Annotated in this window: 15 protein-coding genes; 5 read left to right on the forward strand and 10 right to left on the reverse strand. The window is 67.9% G+C overall.

Annotation, left to right across the window (positions count from 1 at the left end; genetic code table 11):
* Window positions 1–9: 9 nt before the first annotated feature.
* The gene (locus AC4GY7_RS13415) at window positions 10–690 is read right to left on the reverse strand and encodes an HAD family hydrolase (protein ID WP_491114997.1); all 681 of its coding nucleotides are present in this window, start codon (window positions 688–690) and stop codon (window positions 10–12) included.
* Window positions 687–1,376, reverse strand: coding sequence for a YggS family pyridoxal phosphate-dependent enzyme (locus AC4GY7_RS13420; protein WP_491114999.1), 690 nt, complete (start codon window positions 1,374–1,376; stop codon window positions 687–689). The genes AC4GY7_RS13415 and AC4GY7_RS13420 overlap by 4 nt, the downstream gene beginning before the upstream one ends.
* Before the next feature lie 21 nt (window positions 1,377–1,397).
* Here AC4GY7_RS13420 and AC4GY7_RS13425 point away from each other — a divergent pair, with 21 nt between their 5' ends.
* Window positions 1,398–1,985, forward strand: a complete 588-nt coding sequence (locus AC4GY7_RS13425; protein ID WP_491115001.1) for a thiamine phosphate synthase — start codon at window positions 1,398–1,400, stop codon at window positions 1,983–1,985.
* A gap of 124 nt (window positions 1,986–2,109) precedes the next feature.
* Here AC4GY7_RS13425 and AC4GY7_RS13430 read toward each other — a convergent pair whose 3' ends face one another.
* Window positions 2,110–2,802, reverse strand: coding sequence for a hypothetical protein (locus AC4GY7_RS13430; RefSeq protein WP_491115002.1), 693 nt, complete (start codon window positions 2,800–2,802; stop codon window positions 2,110–2,112).
* A gap of 231 nt (window positions 2,803–3,033) precedes the next feature.
* On the opposite strand from AC4GY7_RS13430, the gene AC4GY7_RS13435 reads away from it, so the two are divergent.
* The 4 genes from AC4GY7_RS13435 to holA are packed head-to-tail and all read left to right on the forward strand — an operon-like array spanning window position 3,034 to window position 7,508.
* The gene (locus AC4GY7_RS13435) at window positions 3,034–3,480 is read left to right on the forward strand and encodes a DUF3576 domain-containing protein (protein WP_443584384.1); all 447 of its coding nucleotides are present in this window, start codon (window positions 3,034–3,036) and stop codon (window positions 3,478–3,480) included.
* 8 nt (window positions 3,481–3,488) lie between these two features.
* Window positions 3,489–5,987: a leucine--tRNA ligase gene (gene leuS, locus AC4GY7_RS13440; RefSeq protein WP_491115004.1), complete on the forward strand. Its 2,499-nt coding sequence runs from the start codon at window positions 3,489–3,491 to the stop codon at window positions 5,985–5,987.
* Entirely contained in the window at window positions 5,984–6,478 is a 495-nt protein-coding gene (lptE, locus tag AC4GY7_RS13445) for an LPS assembly lipoprotein LptE (protein ID WP_443584386.1), read from the forward strand. The genes leuS and lptE overlap by 4 nt, the downstream gene beginning before the upstream one ends.
* Before the next feature lie 10 nt (window positions 6,479–6,488).
* On the forward strand, window positions 6,489–7,508 hold the full coding sequence (gene holA / locus AC4GY7_RS13450) for a DNA polymerase III subunit delta (RefSeq protein WP_491115006.1): 1,020 nt from the start codon (window positions 6,489–6,491) through the stop codon (window positions 7,506–7,508).
* Window positions 7,509–7,639: 131 nt separating this feature from the next.
* Here holA and AC4GY7_RS13455 read toward each other — a convergent pair whose 3' ends face one another.
* Genes AC4GY7_RS13455 through AC4GY7_RS13485 form a run of 7 tightly spaced genes read right to left on the reverse strand, consistent with a single transcriptional unit; the run spans window position 7,640 to window position 14,070 of the window.
* Window positions 7,640–8,383, reverse strand: coding sequence for a dienelactone hydrolase family protein (locus tag AC4GY7_RS13455; protein WP_491115008.1), 744 nt, complete (start codon window positions 8,381–8,383; stop codon window positions 7,640–7,642).
* Window positions 8,383–9,282, reverse strand: a complete 900-nt coding sequence (locus AC4GY7_RS13460; protein WP_491115010.1) for a ParB/RepB/Spo0J family partition protein — start codon at window positions 9,280–9,282, stop codon at window positions 8,383–8,385. Before AC4GY7_RS13460 ends, AC4GY7_RS13455 begins: the two co-directional genes overlap by 1 nt.
* Complete coding sequence (locus tag AC4GY7_RS13465) at window positions 9,279–10,061, reverse strand: ParA family protein (protein WP_443584390.1); 783 nt, start codon at window positions 10,059–10,061, stop codon at window positions 9,279–9,281. The genes AC4GY7_RS13460 and AC4GY7_RS13465 overlap by 4 nt, the downstream gene beginning before the upstream one ends.
* A gap of 5 nt (window positions 10,062–10,066) precedes the next feature.
* Window positions 10,067–10,675: a 16S rRNA (guanine(527)-N(7))-methyltransferase RsmG gene (rsmG, locus tag AC4GY7_RS13470; protein WP_491115013.1), complete on the reverse strand. Its 609-nt coding sequence runs from the start codon at window positions 10,673–10,675 to the stop codon at window positions 10,067–10,069.
* Window positions 10,672–12,501 carry a tRNA uridine-5-carboxymethylaminomethyl(34) synthesis enzyme MnmG gene (mnmG, locus tag AC4GY7_RS13475; RefSeq protein ID WP_491115015.1) on the reverse strand — a complete coding sequence of 610 codons (1,830 nt, stop codon included), beginning with the start codon at window positions 12,499–12,501 and terminating at the stop codon, window positions 10,672–10,674. The genes rsmG and mnmG overlap by 4 nt, the downstream gene beginning before the upstream one ends.
* 55 nt (window positions 12,502–12,556) lie before the next feature.
* Window positions 12,557–13,825, reverse strand: a complete 1,269-nt coding sequence (gene mnmE / locus AC4GY7_RS13480; protein WP_491115017.1) for a tRNA uridine-5-carboxymethylaminomethyl(34) synthesis GTPase MnmE — start codon at window positions 13,823–13,825, stop codon at window positions 12,557–12,559.
* The gene (locus tag AC4GY7_RS13485) at window positions 13,825–14,070 is read right to left on the reverse strand and encodes a DUF6489 family protein (protein WP_491115019.1); all 246 of its coding nucleotides are present in this window, start codon (window positions 14,068–14,070) and stop codon (window positions 13,825–13,827) included. The genes mnmE and AC4GY7_RS13485 overlap by 1 nt, the downstream gene beginning before the upstream one ends.
* Window positions 14,071–14,098 lie beyond the last annotated feature (28 nt).

Here is a 14,098-nt window from a genome sequence, read left to right on the forward strand (position 1 = left end):
GGTTTCGCTCTACACCGTCACCCCGGGCACGCCGACCAGCCGCGCCACCTCGGTGAAGTCGGCCGCGACCGCCTGCACCCCCAGCGCCTTCAGCCGTGCGTCATGGCCGACGCCGCAATGCGTGCCGGCGCACAGGCCGATCACATAGCCGCCCGATGCCACCGCCCCGGTGGCACCCACCGGCGAATCCTCGATGATCGCGCAATCAGCGATTGGCACGCCAATCGCGGCGGCACCGTGCCAGTAGAGGTCGGGCGCGGGCTTGCCCTTGGCCACATGTTCGCGGCCGCTGTAGATATGCTCGCCGAACGCGTCCGCGAGGCCGATATGGTCGAGGTGGCGGCGGATCCAGCGCGTCGGGCTGGACGAGACGACCGCGCGCGGCAGGTCGGCGGGCAGCGAGCGGACGAACGCCACCGCACCGGCGACCGCGTCGATCCCCGCTGCCATCGCGCGCGCATCCTCCGCCTCGCGTGCGGCCTGAAAGCTGTCGGGCAGCGGACCGCCGATCCAGCGTTCGATCGCGGCACGGAAATCGGGACCGGCCAGCCCCATGAAGTTCGCCATCGAATCCGCCGGCGTGGTCGGATGCCCCGCCCCGGTCAGCCATTCCGCGATCTGCCGGTTGCCGGCATATTCGCTCTCGATCAGCACGCCGTCGAAATCGAAAAGCAGCCCTGCGAACCTCATGCCGCCACCGCCTTGCGTGCGCCGAACAGCGCGCTGCCGACGCGCACGTGCGTCGCGCCGAGCGTCACCGCCGTCGCATAGTCGCCGGACATGCCCATGCTGAGGCCGTTCAGCCCCGCCTCGCGCGCCAGCTTGGCGAGCAGCACGAAATAGGGCGCCGGTTCGACGTCGGCGGGCGGCAGGCACATCAGCCCGACGATCGGCAGACCGGCGGCGCGCGCCCGCTCCAGCAGGGCGGGCAGATCGGCGATGGCGCAGCCCCCCTTCTGATCCTCGGCACCGATATTCACCTGTACGAAGCAATCGGGGCGCCGCCCCGTCTTCGCCATCGCCGCCGCCAGCGTATCAACCAGCGACGGGCGATCCACCGTGTGGATCGCGTCGAACAACGCCACCGCATCCTCGGCCTTGTTGGATTGCAGCTGGCCGATCAGGTGCAGCGCGACGTCGGCATAGGCATCGCGCAACGCCGGCCATTTCGCCGCTGCCTCTTGCACGCGATTTTCGCCGAAGACGCGGTGACCCGCATCGAGCAACGGGCGGATCGCCTCGGCCTCCTGCGTCTTGGAGACGGCGATCAGCGTCACGTCGGCAGGGTCGCGGCTGGCGAGCCGCGCAGCCTGCGCGATGCCGTCGATCACGGCGGTGAGGGGAGTGGCGGCAGGTGAACGGGTGGCGGCGGTCATGCGCGCCGCTATAGCGGCCGGGTGGCCAATCTGAACCGCAATATCGATCCACGCCGCCATGCGTGGCTGATGACCGACGAGCGGATCGACGCGGACCTGCCGGCCGTCCTCGGCACGCTGCCGCCGGGGGCCGGCGTGGTGTTCCGCCACCGCAGCCTGCCGCCGGGCGAACGACACCGGTTGTTCCTGCGCATCCGCCGCCTGGCGCAGGCGCGGCGTCTCAGGATCAGTGCCGCCGGCGGGCTGCCGGGGGCGCCGGGCCATGGCGGCCGCGATGCGCTGACCTATCCGGTGCACGATCGGCGCCAGGCGGTGGCAGCGATACGGGCCGGCGCCGCGTGGCTGTTCGTCTCGCCGATCTACTCCACCCGATCGCATCCCGGCGCCCGGCCGCTCGGCGTGTCGCGCGCATTGGCGATGACGAATGGGCTGGCCGCGGGCCGGATCGCGCTCGGCGGCATGACGGCGGCGCGCTGGCTGCGGCTGCGGCGATATGGCTTTGCCGGTTGGGCCGCGATCGACGGGCTGGTCACGACGATGCAGCCCCGGCCTAAGCCCAAGGCCGCAAAAGCCATACCGGACCACGCTGACCTAACCCGCTCGTGCTGAGCCTGTCGAAGCACAGGTGAGACTCACCCCCGGCGACACGCGCGGGGTCCTCTATCAGCTGATGATGCCGCGGAAGCGTCCAGCCATCATCACGACGCCGCTACCGCAGCATCCGACGCCAGGATCAGAAGCGGAAGGCGGTCCCGACGTAGACCGACTGGCTGTCATGCCGTGTATCGTCCAGGCGGGCCAGCCGCTCACGATCCGAGCGATAGCGCATGCCGGCGGTCACATCCAGGTTGCGGGTCAGCGCGTAGGAGCTGCTGACGTCGACCGAATAGCTCGGCAGCTCCTGCGTCAGCTTGGGCGTGTTCTCCAGCGGCCGGTCGGCGACCGCCTGCAGGCGGCTGCTCGCGCGGCCGGCGCGGTAGGTCAGCGCCACGTCGGTCGATTCGCGACTGCCCGGGATCGGTCCCAGGTCGATCCGGTTCATCGCGCCCGAAACGGCAAAGCGCTTCCAGCCCACCGACACGCCCAGATTGTAGGCGATCGGCTGGATGCCGACGGTCGGCGTCGGTACCGCGGCGGCGCGGCCGGCATCGGCCAGCGCGGTCCGGTTCGACCGAGCCCGTACGGCGACGGTCACCGCGCGCTTGTCCTGCCGCGCCTCGGCCGGGGTGAAGCGGAACTCGCTGCTGTCGAGGCCGCCGCGCGCGATCGCTGCGGCCAGGCGCGGATCGGCGGCTGCGGGGGTGAAGGCGCCGGCGAAGCGTACCGGAGCGGCCCGCTTGACGGGGCGGCTGCGCTCGCTCGCGCCGAACGCGGGTGCCACGACGATACCGGTGGCGACCAGCGCCCCCGTCATCATCACAGCCATCGCACGCCCCATGGCACGCTTCGCAAACACAAGCAGTCCCCTCGACTCCCGCTGCAACGCGCCTAACACGATTCAGGCGCATGCCAATATGGCAGCCTCACTTACCGGTGCGACATTTTGTCCGACTGTTGCAATCAGCACACAGATTTTGGGACTCGATGCGTCGCTTGCGGGGGGTCCGCTGCATCTATAGAGCGGATGCGCTCCAATTTTTGCAGGACAGTTACGCCCATGATCCGCTCGTTGCGCACCGCTCTCATGGTCGCCGCCATCGCCCTGCCGCTCGCCGCCTGCGGCGGCCGCAGCGGTGGCAAGGCCGTCGCCCAGTCAGACCTCGCCGCATCGAAGGTCACGACGATCGGCGTCAATTCCTACCTGTGGCGCGCCAGCCTCGACACGCTGTCGTTCATGCCGCTGCTGCAGACCGATTCCAACGGCGGCGTCATCGTCACCGACTGGTACGTCAATCCGCAAGTGCCGACCGAGCGGATGAAGGTAACCGTCTCGATCCTCGACCAGGATCTGCGCGCCGATGCCGTGCGCGTTGCGGCGCTGCGCGAGGTGAACCGGGGTGGCCAATGGGTGTCCGCCCCCGTTGCGGCATCGACCACGCAGAAGCTGGAGGACGTGATCCTCACCCGCGCCCGCGACCTGCGCCGCGCGTCGATTGCGGGCTAATCCGGTTCATGGTTGAGCGTTTCAACGCCTTGACGGCGGACCGCGCCTGGCAGCAGGTCTGGGACGACCGACAGACCTTTGCCGCCCGCGACGACAGCGGCAAACCGCAAAGCTACGTGCTGGAGATGTTCCCCTATCCGTCGGGGCGCATCCACATGGGCCACGTGCGCAACTACACGATGGGCGACGTGCTGGCGCGCTTCCGGCGGATGCGCGGGTATGAAGTGCTCCACCCGATGGGCTGGGACGCGTTCGGCATGCCGGCCGAGAATGCGGCCATGGAAAAGCAGGTGCATCCCGGCACCTGGACGCGCGCCAACATCCAGACGATGAAGGCGCAGCTGAAGCGCCTCGGCTTCGCGCTCGACTGGAGCCGCGAGCTCGCGACCTGCGAGCCGGACTATTACGGCCACGAACAGGCGCTGTTCCTCGATATGTTCGCCGCCGGCCTCGTCTATCGCAAGGAATCGGCGGTCAATTGGGATCCGGTCGACATGACCGTGCTCGCCAACGAACAGGTGATCGACGGCCGCGGCTGGCGATCGGGCGCGCTGGTCGAGAAGCGCAAGCTCAGCCAGTGGTTCCTCAAGATCACCGACTTCGCCGACGAACTGATCGAGGGGCTCGGCCGCCTCGAACACTGGCCGGACAAGGTGAAGCTGATGCAGGAGAACTGGATCGGCAAGAGCCAGGGACTGACCTTCGGTTTCCAGGTGTCGAATGGCGAGACGATCGAGGTGTTCTCGACCCGCCCCGACACGATCTTTGGCGCCAGCTTCGTCGCGGTCGCCGCGGATCACCCGATCGCGCAAGCACTCGCCGACCGGCCCGAGGTCGCCGCGTTCATCGAGCGCTGCAAGCAGGGCGGCACCACCGCCGCCGAGCTGGAGACGCAGGAGAAGCTGGGCTTCGACACCGGCCTCACCGCCGCGCATCCGTTCGATGCCGACCGGCAGCTGCCCGTCTACATCGCGAATTTCGTGCTGATGGACTATGGCACCGGCGCGGTGATGGGCGTGCCGGCGCACGACCAGCGCGATCTCGATTTCGCCCGTAAATACGGCCTCGCCGTGCAGCGCGTGGTGTCCGACGGCGCGCTCGCCGATCCGGTGTTCGACGGCGACGAAGCCTATACCGGCCCCGGTGCCCTGGTGAATTCGCACTTCCTCGACGGCATGGACGTCGAGGACGCCAAGCGCGCGGTCATCACCCGCGCCGAGGATGGCGGCTGGGGCAAGGGATCGACCGTCTATCGCCTGCGCGACTGGGGCGTCAGCCGCCAGCGCTATTGGGGTACGCCGATCCCGATCATCCACTGCGACGCCTGCGGCGCGGTACCGGTGCCCAAGGACCAGCTGCCCGTGGTGCTGCCCGAGGACGTGTCCTTCGCCGTTCCCGGCAACCCGCTCGACCGGCATCCGACGTGGAAGCACGTCCCCTGCCCCACCTGCGGCAAGGCTGCGGTCCGCGAAACCGACACGCTTGATACGTTCGCGGATTCGAGCTGGTACTTCATCCGCTTCGCCAGCCAGCCGCAGGACAGGCCGTTCGACCGCGCCGTCGCCGAAAGCTGGCTGCCGGTCGGCCAATATATCGGCGGCGTCGAACACGCGATCCTCCACTTGCTCTACGCGCGGTTCTGGACGCGGGCGTTGAAGCATATCGGCCAGCTCGATATCGCCGAACCGTTCACCGGCCTGTTCACGCAAGGCATGGTGACGCACGAGACGTACAAATCGTCGGACGGCCGCTGGCTTTCCCCCGATGACGTGCGCGACGGCGTGGAGATCGCGACTGGTGATCCGATCACGGTCGGCCGCGTCGAAAAGATGTCGAAGTCGAAGAAGAACACGGTCGATCCGGAACCGATCGTCGACCGCTACGGCGCCGATGCGACGCGCTGGTTCATGCTGTCGGATTCACCGCCCGAACGCGACCTGCCGTGGAGCGAATCGGGCATCGAAGGCGCCTGGCGCTTCGTGCAGCGGCTATGGCGGCTGTTCGACGGCGAGGCCGCAGGGCCCGGAGAAGGCGGCGATCCCGCGCTCGACCGCAAGCTGCACCAGACCATCCTCGGCATCGAACAGGATATCGAGGCGCTCGCCTTCAACAAGGCGGTGGCGAAGCTGTACGAACTGGTGACCGCGATCGAACGCGCCGCGCCATCGGCATCGCGCAGCAACGCCGTCTACACGCTGATGCTGCTGGTCGCGCCGATGATCCCGCACGTTGCCGAGGAAGCCTGGGCGGCCAAGGGCTTCGACGGCTTGATCGCCGACGCCCCCTGGCCGGAAGTCGACGCGCGCCTGCTCGTCGAGGACGAGGTGACCATCGCGGTGCAGGTCAACGGCAAGCTGCGCGACACGCTGACTCTGCCCAAGGACATGCCTAGGGACGCGATCGAGGCGGCGGCGCTGGCCTCCGACAAGATCGTCCGCATCCTCGATGGCAAGCCCCCCAGGAAGGTGATCGTCGTGCCCGGACGCTTGGTGAACCTGGTCGCATGAGCCGCCTGCTGCTCCTCGCCCCGCTCGCGCTGATGACGGCGGGTTGCGGTCTCCAGCCCTTGTACGGCGGCGGGCCGGGCGGCAGCGTCGCACAGACGCTGGCCGACATCGAGGTCGCGCCGATCCAGGGCAAGGCGGGCTGGCTGATGGACAACGCCCTGCGCGATCGTCTCGCCGCCAGCGGCACCGCCCGCTACCGGCTGGACGTGAAGCTGGACGACAGGATCCAGGGCTTCGGCGTGCGGCGCGACGATGCGGTGACGCGCGAGCGGCGCACGCTGCGCGCGCGCTACCAGCTGGTGAATCTGGCCGACGGCAGCGTGCTGATCGACGCCACCGCCGGTTCGGATGCGGGCATCGACGTGGTGCAGTCGGAATATGCGACGATCGCCGCGGAGAACACCGCGCTGGAGCGTTTGTCCGGCATCGTCGCCGATCAGATCGTCGCCCGCCTCGCCGTCTACGCGCGCGGCCGTTCCAAGCCGCGGTGAAGACGCGGCCATGAAAGCCAATGCGCGCGACATCCGTTCCGCGCTGGAACGTCCGTCACCCGATATCCGACTGTACCTGCTGCACGGGCCGGATGGCTCGGCCACCGCGGAACTGGCCGCCTTGATCGCCAAGGCGATGGGGCCGGACGCCGAACGCATCGATTTGGACGGAGCGACGCTGCGCTCCGATCCGGCGCGGCTGGCGGACGAGGCGGCCTCGCTGTCGCTGTTCGGTGGCGCGCGGCATATCCGCGTGTCGCCGGCGGGCGAGGAGTGCCTCGACGCCTTTACCGCGCTGCTCGATGCCGATCATGCCGGCAATCCCGTCGTGGCGCTGGCACCGACGGTCAAGTCCACCGCCAAGATCGTCAAGCTGGCGATCGATTCCCGCCGCGCCATGGCGTTCGCCGCCTACGAGCCCAGCGCTGCCGATCTGGAGCGGCTGGCCGCCACGATGGCGCGCGATCAGGGCCTGCGTCCCGCGGGAGCCGTTGCGGCGCGTCTCGCGACTGCTTGCGGCGGCGACCGCGCGGTGCTGGCCCGCGAGATCGAGAAGCTGGCGCTGTTCCTCGATGCCGCCCCGGATCGCCCGCACGACCTGGACGAAGCGGCGCTGGATGCGATCGGCGCCGATTTGGGCGAGGCGGAGATGACGCAGGTCGTCGATGCGGTGATCGGTGGCCATACCGCGGCCTTGGGCGCCGAACTCGCGCGCCTGGACGAAGCGGGCACCTCACCGATCCCGTGGCTGCGCCTGCTCGCGCGCCGGCTGATGACGCTCGCCGAAATGAAGGCGGAGATCGATGCAGGCGCCACGCAGGACAGCGTGTTCAAGCGGCATCGCATCTTCTTCCGTGAAGAGGCGGCGACCGGCCAGGCGCTGCGCCGCTGGAACGCCGCCATGCTGTCCGCCGCACTGCTGCGCGTCCGTCAGGCGGAACGGGCGATCATGGCCAGCGGCAATGCCGGCAGCGTGCTCGCCGATCATGCCCTCACCGAACTCACCCGCGGCGTCGAGCGGCGCGGGTAGAGCATGATGACGTGGCCTTCATCCACACTCACCGTTGGCCCGGAGCTTGTCGAAGGGCATGAGTCTCACCTGTGCTTCGACAGGCTCAGCACGAACGGTATTCGGTCACCTCACCGGCCTCTAATCCGCCGTCAGCGCAAGACACGGCTGAACAACGCCAGCGCCCATCCCGTCGCCGCGACGAACAGGGCGGGATCGTATCGCGGTCCTTCATCCCGCAGGAAGGCATGCTGCGCATTCACCTCATGCCAGGCATAGGTGGCGCCGACCGCTTCCAGCCGGGCGCGGATCGCCTCCCGCCCGGTGAAGGGAACATGCGGGTCCTGCCGTCCCCATACGAACAGCGTTTCGGCACGTAATTCGGCCATCCGCGCAAGGCTGTCGTCGCGCCGGCCTTCGCCCAAGGTGCCGGAATGGATATCGGTCGGATAGAAGAGCGCCGCAGCGCTCACCCGCGGGTCCAGCGCCGCGCGATAGGCCAGATGCCCGCCCAGGCATACGCCGATCGTCCCCAACCCGCCGTTGCACGCAGGGTGCGCCTCCAGCGCGTCGAGCGCGCGGCGCGCATCGGCGTCGAAGGCCGCGACCGGTTTGGCGAACTTCAGCGCATTGCCGCGATCGGTGCCGGCCGCATCGTAACGCAGCACCGTCCCCGGCGCCTCATGCTCGTGATAGACCTCTGGCACCGCGACGACATAGCCATGGCCGGCGAAGAACGCCGCCAGCCGGCGGATCGGATCGGTGACCTGGTAGATTTCCGAAAACAGCAGCAGGCCGGGGAAACGCCCCTCCCCCGCCGGGCGGAACCAGTGCGTGCGCATCACGCCACCGCCGGCAACGGGCAAATCGTCATATTCGTGCGACAGCAGGATCATCAGATCGTATCGCCGGTCAGCCGCTGGCACACCATGTCGAGCTGATCGAGCGTCGAATAGGTCAGCGTCAGCGTCCCGCCCTTCTCGCTATGCGCGATCCGCACGTTGAGGCCGAGCAGGTCCGACAATTGTCGTTCCAGTGCAGCAATATCGGCATCGGGCGTCGTCGGGGCAGCCCTTTCGCGCGAACCGCCCGCCCGCTCAGGCTTGGCGCCCTTGGCCAGCTTTTCCGTTTCGCGGACGGACAATCCCCGCGCCACGACCTGCTCTGCAAGCACTTCGACGTCGCGCGCACCGAGCAGGGCGCGAGCGTGCCCCATCGACAACGAACCATCAGTCACGCGATCCTGCACTGCGGCAGGAAGCTCCAGCAATCGCAATAGATTAGCGACATGGCTGCGCGACTTGTGAACGATTTTGGCTAGCGCCTCCTGCGTATGGCCATATTCGCCGGCGAGCCGCTGATACGCCTGCGCCTCTTCGATCGCGTTGAGATCCTGCCGCTGGATATTCTCGATCAGCGCGATCTCGAGCGTCTGCGCGTCGTCGAAGTCGCGGACGACAACCGGCACCTCATGCAGTCGCGCGCGCTGCGCCGCCCGCCAGCGCCGCTCGCCAGCGACGATCTGATAATCGTGCCCGTGCGGCCGAACGACGATCGGCTGGATCAGCCCGCGCGCCCCGATCGACGCTGCCAGTTCGTCGAGCAACGCGTCGTCGAAGTGACGGCGGGGCTGATCCGGATGCGGCGACAATGCACTGACCGGCAGCATGCGTACGCCGGTCGGCACGGCGGTGTTGGCGCCGGGGGTCACCGGCGCTTCGGCGGCCATCTCGCCGAGCAGGGCGCTCAGCCCGCGCCCCAGTCCGGCCGGGCGGCGCTTCGCCGCGTCGCTCATGCCGCCACCGCCGCAGCGTGCGGCAGCCGCGCGATCAGTTCGCGGGCAAGATCGATATAGGCCTGCGACCCCGAGCAACGATGGTCGTAGATCAACGCCGGCAACCCATGGCTCGGCGCTTCGGACAGGCGGACGTTACGCGGGATCACCGTGTCGAACACCACCCGGCCGAGCACCGCGCGCACATCGGCGGCGACCTGATCGGTCAGGCGGTTGCGGCGATCGTACATGGTCAGCGCCACGCCCAGGATCGCGAGCCCCGGATTGAACCGCTCGCGGATGCGCTCCACCGTCGTGAGCAGCTGCGACAGGCCCTCCAGCGCGAAGAACTCGCATTGCAGCGGCACCAGCAACTTGTCCGCCGCGACCATCGCGTTGATCGTCAGCAGGCCGAGCGACGGAGGACAATCGATCAGCACGATGTCCCAGCGGCCATGCGACCGCCGCAGCGCGCGATCGAGCCGATGCGTGCGATGTTCGAACTCGACCAGCTCGATCTCCGCTCCCGACAGATCCTGCGTCGCCGGAACCAGATCGAGCCGGGGCACGCGCGTGGTGATGACCGCGTCGGCGATCTCCGCCTCGCCGACCAGCACATGATAACTGGACCGTCCACGCTGAGCATGGCCGATGCCCAACCCGGTGGAGGCGTTACCCTGTGGGTCCAGGTCGATCAGCAGCACCGTCTTGCCGGTTGCTGACAGCGCCGTGGCAAGATTGATCGCGCTCGTCGTCTTGCCGACGCCGCCCTTTTGGTTGGCCACAGCAATCACGGTCATCGCGCTTATCCTCTCTTGCGATCGACGATCAGGATCGATGATCCGGGATCGGTCAGGCTATGTTCCACGTGAAACACTCTGCTGCGGTTACGCTGCAATGCGGCAAGTGCATCGTCGTCGATCCGCCCTCGTGGCAGAATCCAGCGTGTGTTCGGTTTGGCGCAATGGTCCGCCGCTTGCAAAAGCTTTTCGACGGACGCCACCGCGCGCGCCGAAATAATGTCGAACACGCCTTCGACCGCCTCCACTTTGCTCGGGAGCACGAAGGCATTATCGAGGTGCAGCCGCTCTGCACAATCCTGCAGGAAGGCCGCACGGCGTTTGCGCGGTTCTACCATCGTGACGCTGCCGTCGAACAGGATGGCGACGACAATGCCGGGAAACCCGCCGCCTGTGCCTATATCGAGCCATGACGCGGCCGGTTGTTTCACGTGAAACATCAACTGGGCCGAATCCAGCGCATGACGGTTCCAGATGCTCGGTACAGTGGAAGGTGCGATCAGGTTCTGACGCTCGTTCTCTCCAGCCACCAACGCCAGGAAGGCCCCAACCTTCTCCGCCTTTTCCTCGCCGAAGCGATCGGCAACGACCGCCCGGGCTTCGTCTTCAGTCATGCCGCCGCTCGCTGTGCATACAGGTAGATCGCCGACAACGCCGCTGGCGTAACGCCGCGGATGCGGGCCGCAGCACCGAGCGACACCGGCCGCGCGAGGCTCAGCCGATCGATCATCTCGTTCGATAATCCGGGGATCGCACAATAATCCAGATCCTGCGGCAACGTTGCCGCCTCTTCCCGTTTCATGCGCGCGATCTCGTCTGCCTGCCGTTCGAGATACGGAGCATAACGGGCATCCTCCACCACTTCATCAACGACACTCCGCGGCCCGCTAAGTCCCGGTGCCACGATATCAACCGAAGCCCCAGGCATCCGCAGCCATTCGTACGCGGTCCGCCGACTACCATCCTGTGAGACCTGCGCACCGCGCGCTGCGAGTTGCGACGCAGTCCACTCGTGCTGCAATGCAGCGTGAACGGATCGCCGTTCTTCGCTGCGGCGCAACTGATGTTCCCGCCGCTCCGGCGTCATGCAGTCGAGATCCTGGGCGATCGGCCCGAGCCGCGTTTCCGCATTGTCGGCGCGCAGCGACAACCGGTACTCGGCGCGCGCGGTCAGCATGCGGTAGGGCTCGGTAACCCCTTGCAGGACCAGATCGTCGATCATCACCCCCAGGTAGCTGGTCGATCGATCCAGTGCGCACGGCGACAGATCGCAGGCCGCCGCGGCGGCGTTGAGCCCGGCGACAAGGCCTTGCCCTGCCGCTTCCTCATAGCCCGTGGTCCCGTTCAACTGCCCGGCGCAAAACACACCGGGGATCGCCGCCAACGCCAGTGTGACGTCCAGCGTACGCGGATCGAGATAGTCATATTCCACCGCATAACCCGGCATCGTGATCCTGGCGCGCTCCAGCCCAGCGATGCTGCGCACCATCGCCTCCTGCACGTCGGTCGGCAATGATGTGGACAGTCCGTTCGGGTAGACGGTCGGGTCGTCCAGTCCCTCGGGCTCCAGGAACACCTGATGCCCGTCGCGATCCCCGAAACGGTGCACCTTGTCCTCGATCGACGGGCAATAGCGCGGCCCCTGCCCCTCGATATCGCCACCGAACAGCGGTGATCGATCAAGCCCGGATCGGATCGCGTCATGCGTCGCCATGTTCGTACGCGTCACCGCACAGGCGACTTGTGGCAGCCGCCGCGTCGGGCTCATCGGGGACATGGTCCAAGGCTCGCGATCGGACGGCTGCTCATCCAGCCGCGCCCAGTCGATCGTGCGGCCGTCGATCCGCGGCGGCGTACCCGTCTTCAACCGTTGCAGCGGCAGCCCCAGCGCCCGCAGTTGCAGCGCCAATGCGCGGGCCGGACGCTCGCCGATTCGACCGCCCTCATGCCGCTCGTCGCCCCGGAACATCCGGCCGCCGAGGAACGTCCCCGTCGCCAGCACCACCGTACGCCCCGCGATACGGCTACCGTCACCCAGCACGACACCATCGACCCGCCCGTCGCGCAGGCTGAGGGCATCGACATCGCCCTCGCCGATGGTGAGATGAGGCAAATCGGCCAGCATCCGCTGGATCGCCGCAGCGTAGAGTCGTCGGTCCGCCTGCACCCGCGGCCCCTGCACCGCGGCGCCCTTGCTACGGTTGAGCATGCGGTAATGGATCGCCGCCGCGTCCGCGGCGCGTGCGATCAGTCCGTCGAAGGCGTCGACCTCCCGCACGATATGCCCCTTGCCCAACCCGCCGATCGCAGGGTTGCAGGACATCGCGCCGATCTGCCGACGGTCATGGCTGATAAGAAGGGTGGTGGCCCCGCGCCTTGCCGCAGCGGCTGCCGCTTCGGTGCCGGCATGGCCGCCACCCACGACGATCACGTCATACATGCCGCTTCGCCTAGGTCAGCGCGGCGTCCGGGTCAAAACTGTTCCACGTGGAACATCACTTTCCGATGCAGAACCGGCCGAACAGCGCGTCCAGCATCGTCTCGGTCGCGTCCAGACCCAGGATCCTTCCCAGCGCGCGCTGCGCCACCCGCAATTGCTCTGCGATGATCAGCAGGTCGTCCTCCGCCGGTGCGAGCGCGTCAGACGCGGAACGGCATGCCGCCCGTTCGCTGTCCCGCAGCGCCAGCATATCGCTGCGTGGCATCAGCGATTCGGCACGCCCGGCGATCATCGCCCACAGCTGCTGGACACTCGCTGAGTCACTCTGCGCTACAGTCACATTGGCCAGCGGCACGTCCGTCCGCCCCGGCTGATCGGCTCGCGCCCTTACCCACAGCGCATCCGGCCGCGGCGGCTGGTCATCCCCCAGCCAAAGCAGGATGTCCGCCCGAACGATCGCCGCCTCGGCGCGCTCCACCCCGATCCGCTCGATCGGATCGTCACTCGCGGTTAGGCCTGCGGTATCGGTCACCTGATAGACGATGCCATCGCGCACCACCGTCGCCTCGATCCGATCGCGGGTCGTCCCCGCAATGGCCGAAACGATCGCGACATCGCGTTGGCTCAGCAGATTAATGAGCGTCGATTTGCCGCTGTTCGGCGGCCCCGCCAGCACCACCTGCACGCCGTCCCGCAGTCGCTCGACCGGTGGATTGGCCAGCACCGCCTGCAGCTCCGCCACCAGCGCATCCTTGCCGTCAACGATCGGCGCGATGTCACCCGCCCCCACATCGTCTTCATCGGCGAAGTCGAGCTGCGCTTCGGTCAGCGCCGCCAGCATCGCCAGGCGATCCAGCCAGCCGCGGATTCGCTGGCTGACGATACCCTCCGCGGCCGACAAAGCGGCGATCCGCTGCCGCTCGGTGTCGGCGGACAACAGATCGGCAAGGCCTGCCGCCTCGGCGAGGTCGATCCGGCCGTTGCCCAGCGCCCGGCGGGTGAACTCTCCCCCTATCGCCGATCGCAAGCCGGGGATGGCCGCTAACGCCGCCAGCACCGCCGCGATCACCGCGCGGCCACCATGGCAATGTAGTTCCGCCAGATCTTCTCCGGTCGCCGTGTGGGGGCCGGGGAAGACCAGCACCAGCGCACGATCGAGCACCGCACCGGACGCATCGCGAAGCACCCTCACCCGCGCGCTGCGCGGCGCCGGCAGCGTGCCCGCCAGTCGCTCTACCGCCGCCAGCGCCAGTGGACCGCTCACCCGGATCACGCCGATCCCGGCCGGCGCCGCGCCGCTCGACAGCGCAAAGATCGTTGCCATCAGCCGCCCGACTTGCCGCCCGTGCTGGTCGCCTGTTCGAACATCTGCCGCCACATGGCGAAGCCCGCCTCGCTCATCGGCGCCCAGCTCTTCATCATGTTTTCAAGCAGCTCGGGACGGACCTGGCCGTTCATCGCCTCGAGCAGCGATCCGACGTACCGCTCGTGCAGCGGCGTCAGGTCGGGCAGGCCCATCGCGCGCCGTGCCTCTTCCGGCGTCAGATCCACGTCTACCGTCACCTTCATCGTATCGCCCCTTGAAGCAGCCCTCTTG

It is taken from the genome of Sphingomonas sp. SP5, assembly GCF_058313455.1.

What these genes read in the sequence shown, in the direction of transcription:
- leuS (WP_491115004.1), top strand. Translation starts at nt 3,489, where the DNA reads ATGGTTGAGCGTTTCAACGCCTTGACGGCGGACCGCGCCTGGCAGCAG.
- mnmE (WP_491115017.1), bottom strand. Translation starts at nt 13,825, where the DNA reads ATGGCAACGATCTTTGCGCTGTCGAGCGGCGCGGCGCCGGCCGGGATC.
- AC4GY7_RS13430 (WP_491115002.1), bottom strand. Translation starts at nt 2,802, where the DNA reads ATGGCTGTGATGATGACGGGGGCGCTGGTCGCCACCGGTATCGTCGTG.
- AC4GY7_RS13435 (WP_443584384.1), top strand. Translation starts at nt 3,034, where the DNA reads ATGATCCGCTCGTTGCGCACCGCTCTCATGGTCGCCGCCATCGCCCTG.
- AC4GY7_RS13420 (WP_491114999.1), bottom strand. Translation starts at nt 1,376, where the DNA reads ATGACCGCCGCCACCCGTTCACCTGCCGCCACTCCCCTCACCGCCGTG.
- mnmG (WP_491115015.1), bottom strand. Translation starts at nt 12,501, where the DNA reads ATGTATGACGTGATCGTCGTGGGTGGCGGCCATGCCGGCACCGAAGCG.
- AC4GY7_RS13465 (WP_443584390.1), bottom strand. Translation starts at nt 10,061, where the DNA reads ATGACCGTGATTGCTGTGGCCAACCAAAAGGGCGGCGTCGGCAAGACG.
- AC4GY7_RS13485 (WP_491115019.1), bottom strand. Translation starts at nt 14,070, where the DNA reads ATGAAGGTGACGGTAGACGTGGATCTGACGCCGGAAGAGGCACGGCGC.
- AC4GY7_RS13415 (WP_491114997.1), bottom strand. Translation starts at nt 690, where the DNA reads ATGAGGTTCGCAGGGCTGCTTTTCGATTTCGACGGCGTGCTGATCGAG.
- rsmG (WP_491115013.1), bottom strand. Translation starts at nt 10,675, where the DNA reads ATGACTGAAGACGAAGCCCGGGCGGTCGTTGCCGATCGCTTCGGCGAG.
- holA (WP_491115006.1), top strand. Translation starts at nt 6,489, where the DNA reads ATGAAAGCCAATGCGCGCGACATCCGTTCCGCGCTGGAACGTCCGTCA.
- lptE (WP_443584386.1), top strand. Translation starts at nt 5,984, where the DNA reads ATGAGCCGCCTGCTGCTCCTCGCCCCGCTCGCGCTGATGACGGCGGGT.
- AC4GY7_RS13455 (WP_491115008.1), bottom strand. Translation starts at nt 8,383, where the DNA reads ATGATCCTGCTGTCGCACGAATATGACGATTTGCCCGTTGCCGGCGGT.
- AC4GY7_RS13460 (WP_491115010.1), bottom strand. Translation starts at nt 9,282, where the DNA reads ATGAGCGACGCGGCGAAGCGCCGCCCGGCCGGACTGGGGCGCGGGCTG.